At 72.6% G+C, this 18,289-nt stretch carries 13 protein-coding genes; 10 read left to right on the top strand and 3 right to left on the bottom strand.

Features of this window, described 5'->3' with window-relative positions; all coding sequences use genetic code 11:
* Positions 1 to 28 precede the first annotated feature (28 nt).
* From ACPWUT_RS10190 to ACPWUT_RS10180, 3 genes are read left to right on the top strand one after another with little or no spacing between them, the layout of a single operon-like run.
* Positions 29 to 712, top strand: coding sequence for a hypothetical protein (locus ACPWUT_RS10190; protein WP_342395259.1), 684 nt, complete (start codon positions 29 to 31; stop codon positions 710 to 712).
* Positions 712 to 2,280, top strand: a complete 1,569-nt coding sequence (locus ACPWUT_RS10185) for a DNA polymerase Y family protein (RefSeq protein ID WP_425837222.1) — start codon at positions 712 to 714, stop codon at positions 2,278 to 2,280. Before ACPWUT_RS10190 ends, ACPWUT_RS10185 begins: the two co-directional genes overlap by 1 nt.
* Positions 2,280 to 5,756 carry an error-prone DNA polymerase gene (locus tag ACPWUT_RS10180; protein WP_425837219.1) on the top strand — a complete coding sequence of 1,159 codons (3,477 nt, stop codon included), beginning with the start codon at positions 2,280 to 2,282 and terminating at the stop codon, positions 5,754 to 5,756. The genes ACPWUT_RS10185 and ACPWUT_RS10180 overlap by 1 nt, the downstream gene beginning before the upstream one ends.
* A 262-nt stretch (positions 5,757 to 6,018) precedes the next feature.
* On the opposite strand, the gene ACPWUT_RS10175 is transcribed toward ACPWUT_RS10180, so the two are convergent.
* Complete coding sequence (locus tag ACPWUT_RS10175; protein ID WP_284527772.1) at positions 6,019 to 6,300, bottom strand: HesB/IscA family protein; 282 nt, start codon at positions 6,298 to 6,300, stop codon at positions 6,019 to 6,021.
* 267 nt (positions 6,301 to 6,567) lie between these two features.
* Between ACPWUT_RS10175 and ACPWUT_RS10170 the strand changes: the two genes are divergently transcribed.
* The gene (locus ACPWUT_RS10170; protein WP_425837216.1) at positions 6,568 to 7,125 is read left to right on the top strand and encodes a hypothetical protein; all 558 of its coding nucleotides are present in this window, start codon (positions 6,568 to 6,570) and stop codon (positions 7,123 to 7,125) included.
* A 125-nt stretch (positions 7,126 to 7,250) separates the two neighbouring features.
* Here the strand turns inward: ACPWUT_RS10170 and ACPWUT_RS10165 are convergent, their stop codons facing one another.
* Positions 7,251 to 8,156 (bottom strand): endo alpha-1,4 polygalactosaminidase, encoded by a 906-nt coding sequence (locus ACPWUT_RS10165; protein WP_425837213.1) that lies wholly within the window; start codon positions 8,154 to 8,156, stop codon positions 7,251 to 7,253.
* Between the two features lie 95 nt (positions 8,157 to 8,251).
* Here ACPWUT_RS10165 and ACPWUT_RS10160 point away from each other — a divergent pair, with 95 nt between their 5' ends.
* The 4 genes from ACPWUT_RS10160 (at position 8,252) to ACPWUT_RS10145 (ending at position 12,496) form a co-directional block, all read left to right on the top strand.
* The gene (locus tag ACPWUT_RS10160; RefSeq protein ID WP_425837210.1) at positions 8,252 to 9,082 is read left to right on the top strand and encodes a CPBP family intramembrane glutamic endopeptidase; all 831 of its coding nucleotides are present in this window, start codon (positions 8,252 to 8,254) and stop codon (positions 9,080 to 9,082) included.
* A gap of 181 nt (positions 9,083 to 9,263) precedes the next feature.
* Positions 9,264 to 10,592, top strand: a complete 1,329-nt coding sequence (locus ACPWUT_RS10155; RefSeq protein ID WP_425837207.1) for an ABC transporter substrate-binding protein — start codon at positions 9,264 to 9,266, stop codon at positions 10,590 to 10,592.
* 60 nt (positions 10,593 to 10,652) lie between these two features.
* On the top strand, positions 10,653 to 11,567 hold the full coding sequence (locus tag ACPWUT_RS10150) for a carbohydrate ABC transporter permease (RefSeq protein ID WP_425837204.1): 915 nt from the start codon (positions 10,653 to 10,655) through the stop codon (positions 11,565 to 11,567).
* Positions 11,561 to 12,496: a carbohydrate ABC transporter permease gene (locus ACPWUT_RS10145; protein WP_425837201.1), complete on the top strand. Its 936-nt coding sequence runs from the start codon at positions 11,561 to 11,563 to the stop codon at positions 12,494 to 12,496. The genes ACPWUT_RS10150 and ACPWUT_RS10145 overlap by 7 nt, the downstream gene beginning before the upstream one ends.
* Before the next feature lie 157 nt (positions 12,497 to 12,653).
* Here ACPWUT_RS10145 and ACPWUT_RS10140 read toward each other — a convergent pair whose 3' ends face one another.
* Positions 12,654 to 13,565 carry an AraC family transcriptional regulator gene (locus ACPWUT_RS10140; protein ID WP_284527764.1) on the bottom strand — a complete coding sequence of 304 codons (912 nt, stop codon included), beginning with the start codon at positions 13,563 to 13,565 and terminating at the stop codon, positions 12,654 to 12,656.
* Positions 13,566 to 13,672: 107 nt separating this feature from the next.
* Here ACPWUT_RS10140 and ACPWUT_RS10135 point away from each other — a divergent pair, with 107 nt between their 5' ends.
* Both ACPWUT_RS10135 and ACPWUT_RS10130 read left to right on the top strand, forming a co-directional pair.
* On the top strand, positions 13,673 to 16,975 hold the full coding sequence (locus ACPWUT_RS10135) for a DUF5107 domain-containing protein (protein WP_425837197.1): 3,303 nt from the start codon (positions 13,673 to 13,675) through the stop codon (positions 16,973 to 16,975).
* Positions 16,968 to 18,281 (top strand): cellulase-like family protein, encoded by a 1,314-nt coding sequence (locus ACPWUT_RS10130; protein ID WP_425837194.1) that lies wholly within the window; start codon positions 16,968 to 16,970, stop codon positions 18,279 to 18,281. The genes ACPWUT_RS10135 and ACPWUT_RS10130 overlap by 8 nt, the downstream gene beginning before the upstream one ends.
* Positions 18,282 to 18,289: the final 8 nt, after the last annotated feature.

Below are 18,289 nucleotides of genomic sequence, written 5' to 3'. Positions count from 1 at the left end.
GTTCTAGCCTGTCGAGGTGAGGACGATCGTGCGGGATGCGGCTGCGGTGCAGGAGGTGCAGCGGCTGCGCGCCCAGCTCGAGCGGGTGCAGGGCCGTCGTCTCGATGCCCCGGTGCTGCCCGTCCACCCTGCGATCGGCGAGCTCCTCCCGGGGCGGGGACTCCGTCCGGGAGCGGCGTACTCGCTCGGGCGGTCGATGTCGCTGCTGTTCGCGCTCCTGGCGCAGCCCTCTCAGGCGGGGTCGTGGTGCGGGGTCGTGGGTGTGCCCGGTTTCGGCGTCGAGGCGGCCGAGCGCATCGGTGTCGATCTGTCGCGCCTCGTACTGATCCCCGATCCCGGGCCCCGGTGGCTCGCGGTGACGGCGACCATCGCCGAGGTGCTGCCGGTGGTGGCCGTGCGGCCGCCGTCGCGGGCGAAGGACGCCGACATCGGCCGGCTCGCGGCGCGGATGCGCGAGCGCGGATCGGTGCTCCTCGTGCAGGGACCCTGGCCGCAGACCGAGGCGATGATCGACGTCGACAGCCCCGAATGGTCGGGCCTCGGCGACGGATACGGCATCCTGTCGGGGCGGGAGCTCACCGTCACCGTGTCGAGCCGGCGCTTCCCGGTGCCCCGCAGCAATCGGATGATGCTGCCGGCGCCGGACGGCACCATCGCCCCCGTCGAGAGGATCGTGCGCGAGCAGGCGCCGCCGATGCGGGCGGTGAGCTGATGCCGGCGCGGGGGGCGCCCGCCGTCGCCGAGACCGGCGGCGCGCCGGTGCGCAGCCTCGTCGTGTGGGTCCCGGACTGGCCGATCGTCGCCCTCACCCGCGACGGCACCGACCCGCCCGATGCGGCCCTGCCGATCGCGATCTTCGCGAAGGGCATGGTGGTCGCCTGCTCCGCCGCCGCGCGGGCCGAGGGGGTGCGGCGCGGTCAGCGGCGGCGGGACGCGCAGGCGCGCTGCCCGCACCTCGTGGTGGCCGACGCCGATCCGGTGCGCGATCAGCGGGTGTTCGCCCCGCTGATCGCGCAGCTCGAGGACGTCGCACCGGGGGTCCAGCTGCTGCAGCCGGGGCTGTGCGCACTGAAGGCGAGAGGACCGGCCCGCTACTACGGGGGCGAGGCGGCCGCGGCGACGGTGCTCACCGGCATCCTGGGCGACGCGGGCATCGACGACGTGCGGGCGGGCGTCGCCGACGGCCCCTTCACGGCCGAGCAGGCAGCTCGTTCGGGCACGCGCACGGACCAGCCGATCCGTCTGGTGCCGGCGGGGGAGTCGGCGGCCTTTCTCGCGCCCCTGCCGGTGACGGTGCTCGAGCACGACATCGTCGACCTGTTCGCGCGGCTGGGGGTGCAGACCCTGGGGCAGGTCGCCGCGCTCCCGGTGGAACGGCTGATCGAACGGTTCGGCGCCCGCGGGGCGCGGCTGCACGCGCTCACAGCAGGGGCGGACTCCCGTCCGGTGACGCCGCGCACCCCGCCGCCCGAACTGCACCGGGAGGTCGCCTTCGAACCGCCGCTGGAGCTCGCCGAGCAGGTCGCGTTCGGTGTGCGCGTCGCCGCCGACGAGTTCATCACGGGACTCGGCGCCGTCGACCTCGTCTGCACCGAGCTGCGGGTCGTGGTCACCGGGGAGAGGGGCGAGCGCAGCTCCCGGGTCTGGCTGCATCCGGGAGCGTTCGACGCGTCGGGGGTCGTCGACCGGGTGCGCTGGCAGCTGGCCGAGCAGACCCTGCGCAGCGCCGTCGCCCATGTGCGGCTCGAACCGGAGCGGGTGGATGCCGCAGCCCACCACGCGCGGGCCCTCTTCGGCGGCGGGCCCGACGAGAAGGTGCATCACGCCCTCTCGCGCGTGCAGGCCATGCTGGGCCATCGAGGGGTGGTCACACCGGTCGTCGGAGGCGGCAGGTGGCTGCAGGAGCGGCAGGTGCTCGTGCCGTGGGGCGACCGCGTGGTGCCCGCCGACCGTGCACGGCCGTGGCCGGGGAGCATCCCCGATCCGCTGCCGTCCACGGTCTTCGCCGAGCCGGTGCCGGTGGCGGTGGTCGACGGCGACGGCGACATGGTGGCCGTCGATGCGCGGGGCGAGCCGACGGCGGCGCCGGCGGCCCTGGTGGCAGCGGGGACGACGCGGCCGGTGCAGACGTGGGCAGGGCCCTGGCCGGTCGTGGAGCGGGCGTGGGATGCCGTGAGAGCACGCCACGCGCACCGCTTCCAGGTGGTCGACGTGCACCAGACGGCGTGGCTGCTGGTGTGCGAGGCGGGGGTCTGGCATGCCGAGGGGCGGTACGACTGATGGGCTTCAACAACCCGTCGGTCACCTGGTCGGAGATGGAGCGGGTGCTGAGCGGGCGTCCCGAGCCCGACGGCGGCGACGGTCCCGCGTTCTCGCGCAAGCGCGGGCCGTACGAGCCGACTCCCATCGTGCGTCCCGACGATCCCGTGCCGTACGCCGAGCTGCACGCGCACTCGTCGTTCTCGTTCCTCGACGGCGCCTCCTCGCCTGCCGAGCTCGCCGAAGAGGCCGAGCGGCTCGGTCTGCACGCCCTCGCGATCAGCGACCACGACGGCTTCTACGGCATCGTGCGCTTCGCCGAGGCGGCCGAGCACCTGCAGGTGAAGACCGTCTTCGGCGCGGAGCTGTCGCTCGGCGAGACGGCGGGCCCGCCGGGAGCGGGGCTGCTCGGGGTGCCGCCCGCATCGGCGCCGCGTTCCGCGCCCGCGTCGCCGCGCACCGGCCTTCCCGATCCCGAGGGCACGCACCTGCTGGTCCTGGCCCGGGGAGAGGAGGGCTACCACCGGCTGGCGGCCGCCATCACGCACGCCCAGCTGGCCGGTGCGGAGAAGGGGCGTCCCCACTACGACCTCGCCGACCTGGCCGAGCGCGGCCGGGGACACTGGTCGATCCTCACGGGGTGCCGCAAGGGCGCCGTCCGCCGGGCCCTCGCCGGCGGGGGACCGGGGGCCGCGGGCGACGAGCTCGACCGGCTGGTCGCGCTGTTCGGGCCCGACGCGGTCGAGGTCGAGCTCATCGACCACGGCAACCCCACCGACACCCGCGACAACGACGCGCTCGCGGCCCTCGCCCGGGACCGCGGCCTGCCGCTGCTGGCGACCAACAACGTCCACTACGCCGTGCCCGAGCGCATGCCCCTCGCAGCGGCCGTCGCCGCGGTGCGCGCCGGGCGCGGCCTCGACGAGCTCGACGGGTGGCTGCCCTCCCACGCCGGCGCGCACCTGCGGTCGGGGGCCGAGATGCAGCGCCGGTTCCGGCGGTACCCCGGCGCCGTCAGCCGCACGGTCGCCCTCGCCGACGAGCTCGCCTTCCCGCTCCGGCGGGCCAAGCCCGCGCTGCCGAAGCTGCCGGTGCCCGAGGGTCACACCCCCATGAGCTGGCTGCGCCACCTCGTGTGGGACGCGGTGCCGCGGTTCTATCCCGACCTCGACGACGACGGGCGGGCACGCATCGAGAAGGAGCTCGGCGTCATCGAGCAGAAGGACTTCCCGGGGTACTTCCTCATCGTCCACGGCATCGTCCAGGAGGCGCGCCGCCGCGGCATCCTCTGCCAGGGCCGCGGATCGGCCGCCAACAGCGCCGTCTGCTATCTGCTCGGGATCACGGCGATCGACTCGATCTTCTACCGGCTCCCGTTCGAGCGGTTCCTCTCGGCGCTGCGCGACGAGGAGCCCGACATCGACGTCGACTTCGACTCCGATCGGCGCGAGGAGATCATCCAGTGGGTGTACGCCACCTACGGCCGCGACCGCGCCGCGCAGGTCGCGAACGTCATCCAGTACCGGCCCAAGAACGCGGTCCGCGACATGGCGCGCGCGCTCGGTCACTCGCCGGGCCAGCAGGACGCCTGGTCGAAGCAGATCGAGCGGTGGGACGGTCAGTTCGAGACCGCCGACCACGACATCCCCGATCGGGTGCTCGCCTATGCGGGCGAGCTGCTGAAGGCGCCGCGGCACCTCGGCATCCACTCCGGCGGCATGGTGCTCACCGACCGGCCCGTCGGCGAGGTCGTCCCCATCGAGCACGCGCGCATGGAGAACCGCACCGTCATCCAGTGGGACAAGGACGACGCGGCCTGGATGGGGCTCGTGAAGTTCGACCTGCTGGGCCTCGGGATGCTGGCGGCGCTGCAGTACGGCTTCGATCTCATCGACGAGGCGACGGGGGAGCGGTGGGAGCTGGCGACGATCCCGAAGGAGGAGGCCGCCGTCTACGACATGCTCTGCCGGGCCGATTCGATCGGGGTCTTCCAGGTCGAATCGCGCGCGCAGATGGGGCTCCTTCCGCGGCTGCAGCCGCGGCGCTTCTACGACCTCGTGATCGAGATCGCCCTCATCCGGCCCGGGCCCATCCAGGGCGGCGCCGTGCACCCGTACGTGCGCCGCAAGCTCGGACACGAGAAGGTCACCTACGTGCACCCGAAGCTCGAGCCCGTGCTCGAGCGCACCCTCGGCATCCCGGTGTTCCAGGAGCAGCTCATGCAGATGGGCATGGCCGTGGGCGACCTGTCGGGGGAGGATGCCGACCTCCTTCGCCGCGCGATGGGCTCCAAGCGCGGGATCGAGCGGATCGAGTCGCTCAAGCGCAAGCTCTACGAGGGCATGGCCCGGCACGGCCTGGTCGGCCAGGTCGCCGACGATCTGTACGCGAAGATCCAGGCGTTCGCGAACTTCGGCTTCGCCGAGAGCCACTCGCTGTCGTTCGGCCTGCTCGTCTACGCGTCGTCCTGGCTGAAGCTGCACTATCCGGCCGCGTTCCTGGCGGCCCTGCTGCGCGCGCAGCCGATGGGCTTCTACTCGCCCGCCTCACTCACCGCCGACGCCCGGCGGCACGGGGTGACCGTCCGCCGCCCCGACATCCACGCCTCGGAGACCGAAGCCGTCCTTGAGTCGGTGGAGGCCCCGCCCCCGGTCCGTCGGACCGCCGAGGAGCAGCCCGCACCGGCTCCACCCACCGGGCTCGCGTCGTGCACCGACCGGATCCAGCCGCCGGTGCCCGACTTCGACCCCACCGCGCCCGTGGCGGACGCCGCCCACCGCCGCGACGGCGCCTTCGCCGTGCGGCTCGGTCTGGCCGCGGTGACGGGCATCGGGAAGCCGCTGGCAGACCGCATCGTGGCGGAGCGCGATCGCGGCGGCCCGTTCCGCGACCTCCGCGACCTCGTCCGTCGCACCGGCGCCACCGAGGCCCACCTCGAAGCCCTCGCGACAGCCGGGGCGTTCGAGAGCCTCGGGGTGTCGCGGCGCGAGGGCATCTGGCTGGCGGGGGACGCCGCTCAGAACCGCCCCGAGTTCCTCGAGGGCACGCTCATCTCGGTGCAGCCGCCGCTGTTCCCCGACCAGACCAGCTACGACATCCTCGCCGCCGATCTGTGGGCCACGGGCATCTCGACCGACGACCATCCGCTCACCCACTACCGAGCGCAGCTCGATGCGCGCGGGGTGCTCACCTCGCGCGAGCTCCGCGATCACGAGACCGGGCGGCGGATCGAGGTCGCCGGGCTCGTGACCCACCGGCAGCGGCCGGCGACGGCATCCGGGATCACCTTCGTGAACCTCGAGGACGAGCACGGCCTCGTCAACGTCATCTGCTCGCTGGGCGTCTGGAACAAGTACCGGCGCGTGCTCCGGGACTCTCCGGCGCTCATCGCCCGCGGCATGCTGGAGCGCTCGCCGGAGGGTGTGACGAACCTCCTCGCCGATGCGTTCGAAGATCTCAAAGTCGGCGTGCAGCACCGCTCGCGCGACTTCCGCTGATGCCGATCCGCGCGGTCGCCGTCGGGACGGCCATGAGGCGCTGGGCGAGAGGCTTATCTCCTGTCCCGCCACGAGGTCGACCTCGCGCGCATCGGCGTCGCTCGACTCGCGCCACTCTTCCCGAGGCGAGGGCCCGGCAGCTCGCCGGCGGGAGGGGAGCCGGCGAGCGGCCGCGACGACGGAGTGCCCTCGCAGCACACACACGATGGCCCCCGATCCATGAGGATCGAGGGCCACCGGAAGTCGTGCGAGTTGTGCGCGCTCAGCGCTGCTCGGCGAGCGCGAAACCGACCGCGCCGTCCTCGCTGACGCGGGCGTCGAGCACCCGGTTGTCGAGGGCGACGGTGGCGACCGGGTCCACGAACACCCGCGCGCCGTCGTTCTCGACGACGGTGTCGTCGGACTCGGGGGCGCTGGCCAGATTCAAGGCGTAGCCCTGGTCCGGGGCCACGGCCTCGCTGATGCGGAGGCCTCCGGTCGTGGTGGGGATCTGCTCCGTGAGGGACTTCACGGCAATGGTGGCGTTCTCGGTGAGTGTGAGCATGGTGCTCTCCTTCCGTGGATTGCTGCGGACCGGCCACGATGCCGAGAATCGCGGCGGATCGCAAACGCTGACACACCATGCGGCCCGACTCACACCGGATCCGGAGGTTTTCGGTGCCGCTTGTAGATGATCGACCGTGCAAAAGGGATTGTGGTCAGACCACATGTCGGCCGCGCACCGACTTTTCCCAGGGTCCTCCCAGACGGACGGAAACTGAGGTCATCGCCCCGGATCCACCGGAGCAGGAGAACACGAAAGGTCCCGATCATGGCCGTCCCCACCGCCACCCCCGTCCCGCACGGCGGTGCCACCGAAACCCCGGTCCCCACGACCCGCGCACTGCCGATCGCCATCGCGGTCACGCGGATGCTGATGGGCTTCTACTTCCTCTGGGCCTTCCTCGACAAGGTGTTCGGCCTCGGCTTCGTCACCCCCGCCGAGCGCGCGTGGATCAACGGCGGCAGCCCGACCACCGGGTTCCTCAGCAACGCGACCGCGGAGAGCCCGCTCGCGGGCCTGTTCACGGCGCTGGCCGGCGTGCCGCTGGTGGACTGGCTGTTCATGCTCGGTCTGCTCGGGGTCGGCGTCACGCTCCTCACCGGGATCGGCGTGCGCATCGGTGCCATCGCCGGCGTCGCGATGCTCTTCCTCATGTACCTGGCCGAGTTCCCCCTGACACTGACCGGTGCGACCAACCCCCTCATCGACAGCCACATCATCGACATGGGCGTCATGGCGATCGCGTTCTTCGCGGTGCCGACCCAGCGCCTGAGCCTCGCCCGCCCCTGGCGTGCGCTCGTCGGCGACAAGACCTGGCTGTGGTGAGAGCCCGGGTCGCTGATCCCCTGAGCGTCTGACCCCCTGCAGATCCCGCTCCAGCACCCCCGACGACGTCCCCGCGGCCACCCGGCCGTCGGGGACGTCGTCTTGGTGCCGCGTCGCCGAGCGGCTCAGTGGCAGAGCTCGAAGACGTACGCGGGGTCGCCGGGTACCGTCAGGTCGCGATCGCGCAGGACGAGGGACGCCGGACGCTCCGGGCTCGCGCAGACCTCCGCGAAGGGCGCCGGCAGATTGTCGGTGTACTCGATGCCGATGACCGCGTCGCCGTACACGTCGGTGTAGGCGGAGCACTCGTCGTAGGCGGCGCACTCCTCCGTGACCGCGAAGTCGAAGGCCGCCTCGGAGCGCAGCAGGGCGGCATCCTCGGCCGCGTTCTTCTGACCCGCGGCGAGCCCCGCGCGGTGAGCCGCCCGGACGAGGAGTCCGGCGACGGCCAGGTTGTCCTCGCGCGAGAGCGCGCCGTCGGTGCGCGTGTAGGTGTCCAGGTTGTCGAACTCCACCGCGTCGAAGCCGTCGCGCGCGCACCCCTCGATCCACGGGGACACCACGGCGGCCACGGCCTCGGCGTCCCGGGTGTCGACGATCACCTCGTCGGGCCAGTCGGGATCGACCACGAACTCGCCCGCGGCGTCGCGCAGGAGCAGGTCGGCCGGCCAGTCTGCCGCCTCGCCCGGCTGCGTCTGGAACGCGTTGACGTAGCAGATCGAGTACAGCCGCCCGACGGGCGGGTCGGTGCGGTCGCGCGCGACGATCTGGACCTCGGTGGCCGGCTCGTACGCACCGCCCAGCTGGTAGTCGGGGGCGCCGGCGACCGGCGGCGACGCGATGAGCACGGCGGAGGAGGAAGGAGCCGGGGCCCCCTCCGGCGTCCCGGCCGGGGTCCCGGCCGGCGTCCCGTCCGGCGTCGCCCGCGGGGCCGGACCCATCGCGCACCCGGCCAGCGCGAGCGCCGCCGCGACCGCGACGAGCGCACGGATGCCGCGGCTCGCGACGGAGGCGTGGACGTGTCGGCTCATCATCGCGAGCCTAACCCGCGGCCCCGGAGGGCTCGGTGCTTTCTCCCGGTCCATGCCGCGGACCCCGCTGCGCGAGGAGGAGTTGACTTCGCCCTATGAGCGTCTCGCCGGCCTCGTCGCGTTCGCCGCGCGTGCGGCGCGGCGGCATCGCGGTCTTCCTGGTGATCGCGTTCGGCGTGACCTGGGCGCTGTGGCTGCCGCTGGCGGCGCAGGCGATGTCCACCGGACTCGACCGGATGCCGTGGACGTTCTTCGCCGCCTCGGCGGGACCGCTGTGCGGCGCCCTCGCGGCCTCGGCCTGGTCGGGCGGCGGGCCGGGTCTGTCGGCCTGGGGGCGTCGCACGTTCGCGGTGCGCGGCGTCGGCCCTCGCCTTCTCGAGGCCGCGGTCATGCTCGCGCTGTACCTCGCGGCCGGATGGGCCGCCCAGGTGATCACGACCGGCACGTGGCCGGACCCGGCGGCGTTCGGCGTGACCTCGAAGCTCCCCGGGCTGGCGTGGCCTCTCGTCGTGCTGGTGTGGCTTCTGACGTTCGGGGTCGGCGAAGAGGCGGGCTGGCGAGGCTGGCTGTTCCCCGCGCTCTCGGAGCGGCTGTCCCCGCTCCGGGCGGCGCTTCTCGTCGGTGCGGTGTGGATCGCGTGGCACGCGCCGGCGTTCCTGTTCAACCCGACCTACACCGCCATGGGCGCGGGCGCGATCGGCTGGGCGATCGCGCTGCTGTGCGGCTCGCTCCTGCTGTCGTGGATGACCCTTCGAGCCGGCGGCAGCATCGTGCCCGTCCTGGTGTGGCACGCCGGGTTCGACCTGCTGACCGCGGCCGACCAGTCCGCCGGTGCCATCGCCGCGACCATCAGCGCGATCGTGATGGTCCAGGGTGGTGCGGCCGGCGTGCTGCTCTGGCGGCGCGGCCGGCGCCGCACGCCGTAGCGACGCGGGCCGAGGGCGAGCGGCGGCCGCCGCAAGACGCGCCGGCCGGGTCAATGCCGGATCCGTAGAATCGTCCAGGTGATCCCGTTGTTCGACTATGTTCCCGGCATGCCGTGCCCGCATAGTGTCAGTCCGCACCATCCAGACGAGGCCTGATCGCCTGCATTGCAAGGGAGCATGTATGTCCATTTCCGCACGCCGCCGCACCCGAGTGGCGGCCCTCGCGATCGGCGCCGTGGCTGCCATCGCGCTCGCCGGCTGCGCCGCCGGCACCTCGCCCGAGGAGCCCTCCGACGGTGAGCCGGTCGAGATCACCTTCCAGTCGTGGGTGCCCAACATCGACCGCGCCGTCGACGCCTTCAACGACGCGCACGACGACATCCACGTCACGCTCGAGACGATCACCGCCGGACCCGACGGCGGCTACGCGACGATGCTGTCGGCGGTCCAGGCCGGGAATCCCGCGGACGTCGTGCAGCTCGGCTATGACGCGATCCCCGACTTCCTCATCAACGACGCCCTCGAAGACATCACCCCCTACGTCGCCGACTCGGAGGACCTCTTCGTCCCCTGGCAGTGGCAGACCGGGGTGTTCGGCGACAAGGTCTACTCCATCCCGCAGGCGTCGGGTCCGCTCGGCCAGTTCTACCGTGCCGACATCTTCGAGGAGCTCGGCATCGAGTACCCCGAGACCTGGGACGAGTTCTACGAGGCCGCCAAGGTCGTCCGCGCGTCGGACCCGGACCGCTACATCACCGCGTTCGCCTTCAACCAGGCTCCCTGGATGATCGGCCTGGCCCAGCAGGGCGGCGCCAACTGGTTCGTCGCCGAGGACGACGCCTGGTCGGTGTCGATCGACGGCGACGAGACCGCGAAGGTCGCCGAGTTCTGGCAGAAGCTCATCGACGAGGACCTCGTCAAGGTCGAGGCCGACTTCTCCAGCGAGTGGAACGCCGACCTGCAGAACGGCGACATCCTGTCGTGGATCTCGGGCTCGTGGGCCGATGCCATCCTCCGCGGCACGGCTCCCGAGACGAGCGGCTCCTGGGCTGTCGGCGAGCTGCCGCAGTGGAACGCGGGCGAGAACGTGTCGGCCACGTGGGCGGGAGGCTCGGCCAACGCGGTGCTGAAGGGCTCGAAGAACCCCGAGGCCGCGGCCGAGTTCGCCGTGTGGCTCAACTCCAACACCGACAGCGTCAGCATCCTGACCGAGATCGGCGCCGGCTGGCCCTCGATCGTGGACACCGCCGCGATCGCGTCGCTGCAGGACGCCCCCGAGGTGTTCGAGTTCTACGGCGGACAGGACATCTGGGATGTCTTCGCAGAGTCGGACAAGGCCGTCGACACCTCGTGGGCCTGGCCGCCGCTGTCCTCGACGCTGTTCGCCAGCCTGACCGACAACGTCAAGGCCGCCGTCGACGGCGGAACCCCGCTCGTCGACGCGTACGCCGAGACCCAGGCCGACATGGTCGCCGCCCTCACCGAGCGCGGCATCTCCGTCGCCGACTGACACCCGAGGGGGTGGGCCCGCCCGCGCCGGCCCACCCCCTCGCCACCCGGGAGAAGATCCGTGAGCTCCGCCCTCGCCACCCGCCCCCGCCGCCGGCTCCCCGGCGCGGTGTGGGTGCTCATCCTGCCGTTCGCGATCATGTTCGTCGCCTTCTTCGTGGCGCCGATCGTGTACGCGCTGGTGCAGAGCATGTTCACCACGCGCAGCTCCGGCCTCGGCTACGGCGCCCCCGAGACCACGTTCGTCTTCATCGACAACTACGTGCGCGCCCTCTCGGACCCGTCCTTCGTCGAGAGCCTCGGCAGGCTCGTGAGCTTCTCGGCGATCCTCGTGCCGCTGATGGTGCTGACCGCCCTCGGGCTGGCGCTCCTCCTCGACTCCGGGCGCGCTCTCGCCCCCCGCTTCTTCCGGGTCGTCTTCTTCTCGCCGTACGGCGTTCCCGGCGTCGTCGCGACGCTGCTGTGGGGATTCCTCTACGTCCCCGCCACGAGCCCGGTGCTCCAGCTGCTGAGTGCGGCCGGCATCGAATTCGATCCGCTCTCGAGCGGCAACGTGCTCTTCTCCATCGCGAACATCGCGCTGTGGGGATTCGCCGGATACAACATGGTGATCCTCATGGCGGCGCTGAACGCCATCCCGTCCGAGCTGTACGAGGCCGCCCGCGTAGACGGCGCCTCGGGCTGGGCCACCATCTGGCACATCAAGCTGCCGCTCGTGAGACCCTCGATCATCCTCGTGACCGTCTTCACGATCATCGGCACCCTGCAGCTGTTCGTCGAGCCGCTCGTGCTGCGACCGCTCACGACGGCGATCAGCTCGACCTACACGCCGAACCTCGCCGCCTACAACCAGGCGTTCGCGCAGGGGAACCCGAACCTCGCCGCCGCGATGGCCGTCATCGTCGCCCTGCTCGGCTTCGCGTTCTCGTTCGGGTTCCTCCGCCTCGTCAACCGGAAGGGGAGCCGCGCATGGTGACCGTCGACGCCGGTGCCCCCACAGGCGCCACCCGTGCCCTCACCGTGCCCCCGGCGTCGGGAAGGCGACGGCGTCCCGCCCCGCATGCCGCCGGGACGGTGAGCTCCATCGCGATCAACGTCGCCCTGCTGGTCGCGGCGGTGTACTTCCTGCTGCCGCTCGTGTGGGTGCTGATCGCCGCCACCAAGTCGCCGGCCGACCTGTTCGGCACGTTCGGCCTGTGGTTCTCCGACACCCCGCGGGCGTGGGAGAACCTGGTCGCCCTCTTCACCCAGGACGGCGGCTCGTTCACCCGGTGGGTGCTCAACAGCGTGCTGTACTCCGGCGTCGGGGCCTTCGTCGCCATGGTGATCTCCGCCGCGTGCGGCTACGCGATCGCGAAGTTCCCGTTCCGGGGGCGGGAGCTGCTGTTCTCCGTCATCCTCGGCGGGGTCCTCGTGCCGGCCACCGTCATCGCCCTGCCGCTCTACTTCCTGCTGAACACCGTCGGACTCACGGGCACCTACTGGGCCGTGCTGCTGCCGAGCATGGTGAGCCCGTTCGGCGTGTACCTCGCCCGCATCCATGCCAATGCGAGCGTGCCCGACGAGGTGATCGAGGCGGCCCGGCTCGACGGCGCCGGCGACCTGCGGATCTTCGCGTCGATGGCCAGCCGCATGATGATGCCCGCGCTCGTGACGATCTTCCTCTTCCAGTTCGTCACCATCTGGAACAACTACCTGCTGCCGCTCGTGATGCTCAACGACACCTCGACCTTCCCGGTGACCCTCGGGCTCACGCTGTGGAACGGGCAGACCCAGCGCGACCCGATGTTCTACTCGCTGGTGGTCACCGGCTCCGCCGTGTCGGCGCTGCTGCTGGTCGCCCTGATGACGGGGCTGCAGCGGTTCTGGCGCGCCGACCTGACCGCCGGGGCGACGAAGGGCTGACCCGGCCGGCCGCCCTGTGTCGTGCTGTCCGTGGCAAAAGCAGGCTGAGACGACGCACGGCGGCTGTGGGGCCGGATTCGGGTCGATCCGCCCTGCTTTCGCCACGCGAAGCGGGCGGAAGCCGTTGCGCCGGCGGCCGCGCCGGCACGCCCGGCGGTCAGCCCTTGCGGGTCTCGCGGTAGGCGCGGGGGCTCATGCCGTGGGTCCGGCGGAACTGGCGCGAGAAGTAGAACGGATCGTCCAGGCCGATCCGGCGCCCGATCTCGGCGACGGCGAGGGTCGTCGTGTCGAGCAGTTCCCGGGCCCGCGCCATCTTGAGCGCGTTGTGGTGGGCGAGCACGCCGCCGCCGGTGGCCTCCCGGAACAGGGCCGCCAGGTGCGACGGCGACACCCCCACCATCGCGGCCAGCTCCGGCACCTGCACATGCCCGTCGACGCGCTCCTCGAGGTAGCGCATCGCCCGTTCGACAGGGGCGCCCTCGCTGGGGATCACCCGATCCACGGCGAGCTGGGTGAGCAGCCGCCACGCCATGCCCGACGTCGCCAGCAGCCGCACCGGCGTGGTGTCGCGGGCGAGCGAGACCGAGATCTCGTCGAGGAGGGCCGTCACCCTCTCCACGGCCCGCAGCGACAGGGTCACCCGGTCGGGTCGGATGCCGGTGGCCTCCAGCAGTTCGGGCACGTCGGTGCCGCGCACGTGGCACCACCAGATCGTCCAGGGGTCCTCGGCCGAGGCGCCGTAGGAGTGGGGCGTGCCGCCCGGGATGACGATCGCCATCGACGACCCGACCGTGGTGCGGATGCCGGCGGCCTCCACCCATCCGCCGCCGGCGACGCAGACGATGACGATCGTCTCGGCGACGCCGTCGGGACGGTGCCGGCCGTGGTGGTCCGCGTGCGGGAAGTACCCGGCGTCGGTCACGAGCATGCGGCGGGTGACGGGGCGCGCGAGAGCGGCTTCCACCGCAGGACGCGGGACGACGCTCAGCCGCTGCCGGTCGAACCCGTCGGCGCGCTCCGTCGCCGCTGCCGAGGCCCCGGGGGCGCCTGGACTCTCCGTCGCATCCATGCCGGGATTCTGTCACACGATGACCCCGTCACGTCACCATCGGATCGTCCAGGTGCGGTGGGGGATCGCCCATTCCGCCGGCGCGCCGCACCCCATAGTTTTGCCAGGTGATCCCCGACGACGTGACTCCGAGCCGCATCGAGCTGCCCGACGCCCCCGCCGATCAGGCCGCGATCCTCGAGGCCGGGGGTGTCGCGTGCTGGAGCGAGCCGCTGTGGATCGACACGTACGAGCCGGGGGAGCCCGACCCGTATCCGCTGTTCCTCGACCGTCGTGTGTACCAGGGCTCCAGCGGCCGGGTGTACCCGCTCCCGATGATCGACGCCGTCTCGCACGAGAAGGCGCCGCGGCAGTGGCAGGCGATCCACCTCGAGAACGCGTACGTGCGGCTCGTGCTGCTTCCCGAGATCGGCGGGCGGATCCACATCGGCTACGACAAGGTCGCCGGTTACGACTTCTTCTACCGCAACAACGTGATCAAGCCCGCGCTCGTCGGGCTCGCCGGGCCCTGGATCTCGGGCGGCGTCGAGTTCAACTGGCCGCAGCACCACCGGCCGGCGACGTTCCTGCCGGTCGACTCCCGCATCGCGCGCGAGGACGACGGCGCCGTCGTCGTGTGGCACAGCGACCTCGATCCGCTGCAGCGGATGCGCGGCCTCCACGGGGTGCGGCTGCGTCCGGGCTCGTCGGTGATCGAGCTGGAGGCCGAGCTCCACAACCGCACCGACGTGCCGCAGACGTTCCTGTGGTGGGCGAACGTCGCCGCGAGGGTGCACGAGCAGTACCAGTCGTTCTTCCCCGACGACGTCGCCTACGTCGCCGACCACGCGCGCCGCGCCATCACCGCCTTCCCCCGCGCCGACCGGCCGTATTACGGCGTGGACTATCCGGCGCTCGCCGCCCAGCCGGGCCGCGCCGATGCGGATCGCATCGACATCTACAGCAACATCCCGGTGCCGACCTCGTACATGATCACCGACACCGACGACGACTTCTTCGGCGGATACGACCACGCCGCCGATGCGGGATTCGTGCACTGGGCCGATCGCGCGATCTCGCCGGGCAAGAAGCAGTGGACGTGGGGCGACGGCGAGATCGGACGCGCCTGGGACGACCAGCTCACTGACGGCGACGGGCCGTACGTCGAGCTGATGGCCGGCGTCTACACCGACAACCAGCCCGACTTCAGCTGGCTGCTCCCGGGCGAGACGAAGCGGTTCTCCCAGTTCTGGTTCCCGATCCATGCGACCGGGCCCGTGCGCCAGGCCACGACCGACGCAGCTGTCGGCATCACGGCCGCGGAGGGTGGCACGCGGGTGACGGCGCTCGCCACGCGTGTCCGCGCCGGTGTCGCGGTCGCCGTGCGGTGCGACGGCGAGGAGCTGACGCGCTGGACGGTCGACCTCGGCCCCGATCGGCCGTTCGCGGGCGTCGTCGGGATCGATCCCGAGACGCCCGGCCTGGAGGTGTCTGTCGAGGATGCCGGCGAGCCCCTCGTGATCTGGCGCTCGCGCGCGGGGGAGGCGGCGTTCGCCGAGCCGTGGCTTGCCACCGCGCCCGACGCGCCCGAGGAGATCGCTTCGGCCGACGAGCTCTACGCAACCGCCGTGCACCTGCTGCAGTACCGTCATCCGTCGCGGTCGGCCGAGCCGTACCTGCGCGAGACCCTCCGCCGCGACCCCGCCGACACGCGCGCGGCGACCGCGCTCGGGGCGTGGCACCTGCACCGCGGCGAGTACGCCGACGCCGCGGCCGTGCTCGACGTCGCGATCGAGCGCCTGACGCGCCGCAACCTCAACCCGCGCGACGGCGAGGCGGTCTACCTGCGTGCGCTGGTCGCCGAGCGCCTGGGTGACGACGAGGGTGCCGACCGCTGGTTCGCGAAGGCGTCGTGGAACGCGGCGTTCGCACCGTCGGCCGCACTCGGTCGCGCGCGGCTGGCGCTGCGGGCCGGTCGGGCGGACGCGGCGCGGCGCCTCGCGCGTGCGGCGGGTCCGATCCCGGAGGCACGGCGCCTGGAGGCACTGGCGCTCGCCCGGCAGGGCTCGCCCGCCGAGGCGGCGCGGATGCTCGACGCGCTCGCGGAGGCGGATCCCCTCGATCCCGCTCTCCGCGCGCTCCGTGGGGAGGCCCTCGCGCTCGACGCGAAGATGCCGCTCGAGGTGGGGGCCGAGCTCGCCCGCGCCGGGGCGTACGCCGAAGCTCTCGCGGCCACCGACGTCGTGAGCGACGCCACGCCTGCCGCGGGGCTGGCGGGGCCGATCCGCGGGTACCTGCGGGCCGCGTGGCTCGATCGTTCCGGCCGTGCCGCCGAGGCCGCCGCCGAGCGCCGTGCCGCCGCGGCGACGCCGACGGAGCTGGCCTTCCCTGCCGGGCTCGACCAGTACGACGCCCTCGTCGCGGCCGTCGCCGCCGACGATGCGGATGCCGTCGCCGCCGGCCTCCTCGGCATGTGGCTGCTCGACGCCGGTCGCACCCGCGACGCCCTCGTGCGGCTCGGCGCCGCCGCCGAGGCGGGATCGACCGATCCGGTCGTGTGGCGGAACCTCGCGATCGCCCTCGTCGTCGCCGCGCATGAGGAGGACGCCGCCGACGCCGCCCTCGCCCGCGCGCTGGAGCTGCGCGCCGACGCTCGACTCGTGGTCGAGCGGGATGTGCTCGCGGTCCGGCGTGGGCTCGACGCCCGGGAGCGGCTGGCGCTGCTCGAGCGGCATCCGGAGCTGCTCGACCGGCGCGACGACCTCGCCGTGCGCCACGCGGACCTCCTGCTCGACGTCGGACGCGTCGACGAGGCGTGGCAGCTGCTCACCACGCGGCGCTTCCGCCCGTTCGAAGGCGGCGAAGGGCGGGTGATCGCCGCGTTCGACCGCGCCGCCTGCCGGCGCGCCGAGGCAATGCTCGTCGATTGCCCCGCCGAAGCCGCCGCCCTGCTGGAGGCGGGCCTCGTGCCGCCCCGGTCGCTGGGCGAGGGAAGGCATCCCGCCGAGCGTCCCGTGCAGCGGTGGGTGCTGCTCGGGCACGCGCGCGCCGCCGCCGGAGACCTCGACGGGGCACGCGCGGCGTGGCGGGCCGCCGTCGCACCGACGCCTCTCGCCGTCGCGCCCCGTGCCGCCGACGCGTCGACCTACTGGCGCGGGGTGGCCCTCGTGCACCTGGGGGAGCGTGCCGCAGCCGAGGCGGAGTGGGCGGCGCTCGATGCCCGCGCGGCGGAGCTGCGTGCAGCCCGCGACGAGGTCGACTACTTCGCCACCTCCGTGCCCGAGCTCACCCTGTTCGATGTCGGCACCGCGTCGGTGCGCGCGGCCGCCGCGGCGGAGCTGGAGCGCCTGGCCGTCGCCGGGCGCGCGTACGAGCCGGCGCCGCCGGGCGGTGTGCTCGCCTCGATCGGAGAGGATGGAACCCGTGGCTGACCGCTATCTGGGCTCCGGGACGATCGAGCGTGACGAACGGCCCCTCACCGGGCCGGTGCCCGCGCACCTGCCGCCGCGACTGACGATCACGCTGTGGGACTTCTCCTGGTACACGCAGGCCGGTCCCGGTCAGCCGTACGAGGACATCGATACGGCCGTGGCCGATGCGGCGAGCCTCGGCTACAACGCCATCCGGATCTGCGCCGCGCCGCTGCTGCTGTTCGGCGGGCTGGGGCTCGACGACCTCGCCGGTGCGCTCGAGATCGAAGGCCTCGGGGCGTCGCCCGGTGGCGGCTTCTACGGTCAGCGCACCCGCTGGTACGACACCCCCGGCGGGTACACGATCGACGTGCGCGCCAGACTGCGCGAGCTGTTCGAGGCCGCCGCCCGCCACGGGATCGTGGTGATCCTCGCCAGCTGGGAGTACCAGCAGTCGCCGGCGTTCGCCGCGTCGCCGCGGTGGTTCGAGGCGATCGACGCCGTCCCGCTGGAGCAGCGCTACCGACTGCTCGCTCGGGCGTGGGACCGGATGATCGAGTGGCTCACGGCCGAGGGACACCGCGCGCGCATCGCCCTCGTCGAGCTGCACAACGAGGTGGACTTCTCGATCCTGCCGGCGCTCGAGGACGGGGGAGCGGACGAGGTCCGGTGGCTGCGGGAGCGGCATCCCGACCTGTTGGTGACCGCCAGCTACGGCAAGCCGCCGCACCTCGACATGCACAGCCTCCCCGACGGGCTCGGCGCCGCGCAGTTCCACGTGTACAGCTACGGGGTGCTCGACGCGCTGCAGCAGCGGATCGACATCCGCTCGGAGGGGAGCGAGGGGTTCCCGAACGCGGAGCTGCGTGCGCTCCTGCGTGACGACGCACCGCCTGTCGACGCGTACGGGCGTGCGGCGGACTGGAAGTTCCGGGCGACCGTCATCACCGACCAGATGGTCTACGGGTACGACTGGGTCGACCCGCAGAAGTGGGACGCGTGGCTGGTCGAGCACTATCCGCCCTACGAGCACGTGATGCTGCGCGAGATCGCCTCGCGCACTATCGCCATCGCGCGGTGGGCGCGCTGGCAGCAGGTGCCGGCGATCGTCGGCGAAGGATGGGTCGGCTACACGCCGCTCCACGGCGACTTCGAGGAGGGCGGGATCGGCCGCGCGCTCGCCGAGCACGGGGTGCGGACGGCGCTCGCGCACGGCGTGTGGGGGGTGGTGCTGTGCTCCAACGCCGCGCCGCATCACCCGATGTGGCAGCTGAGGGAGTGGCAGGCGGCGCTCAACGCCGAGATCCTCGCCGCCGACGCCCGATAGACTCGGGG

The organism is Microbacterium sp. PA5 (assembly GCF_049860775.1).
Taxonomy (GTDB): Bacteria; Actinomycetota; Actinomycetes; order Actinomycetales; family Microbacteriaceae; genus Microbacterium.
Note: the sequence above shows the minus strand (reverse complement) of the source record. Positions and strands in the feature narration are given on the sequence as shown.

What these genes read in the sequence shown, in the direction of transcription:
- ACPWUT_RS10145 (WP_425837201.1), top strand. Translation starts at nt 11,561, where the DNA reads ATGGTGACCGTCGACGCCGGTGCCCCCACAGGCGCCACCCGTGCCCTC.
- ACPWUT_RS10185 (WP_425837222.1), top strand. Translation starts at nt 712, where the DNA reads ATGCCGGCGCGGGGGGCGCCCGCCGTCGCCGAGACCGGCGGCGCGCCG.
- ACPWUT_RS10175 (WP_284527772.1), bottom strand. Translation starts at nt 6,300, where the DNA reads ATGCTCACACTCACCGAGAACGCCACCATTGCCGTGAAGTCCCTCACG.
- ACPWUT_RS10140 (WP_284527764.1), bottom strand. Translation starts at nt 13,565, where the DNA reads ATGGATGCGACGGAGAGTCCAGGCGCCCCCGGGGCCTCGGCAGCGGCG.
- ACPWUT_RS10160 (WP_425837210.1), top strand. Translation starts at nt 8,252, where the DNA reads ATGAGCGTCTCGCCGGCCTCGTCGCGTTCGCCGCGCGTGCGGCGCGGC.
- ACPWUT_RS10165 (WP_425837213.1), bottom strand. Translation starts at nt 8,156, where the DNA reads ATGAGCCGACACGTCCACGCCTCCGTCGCGAGCCGCGGCATCCGTGCG.
- ACPWUT_RS10170 (WP_425837216.1), top strand. Translation starts at nt 6,568, where the DNA reads ATGGCCGTCCCCACCGCCACCCCCGTCCCGCACGGCGGTGCCACCGAA.
- ACPWUT_RS10155 (WP_425837207.1), top strand. Translation starts at nt 9,264, where the DNA reads ATGTCCATTTCCGCACGCCGCCGCACCCGAGTGGCGGCCCTCGCGATC.
- ACPWUT_RS10180 (WP_425837219.1), top strand. Translation starts at nt 2,280, where the DNA reads ATGGGCTTCAACAACCCGTCGGTCACCTGGTCGGAGATGGAGCGGGTG.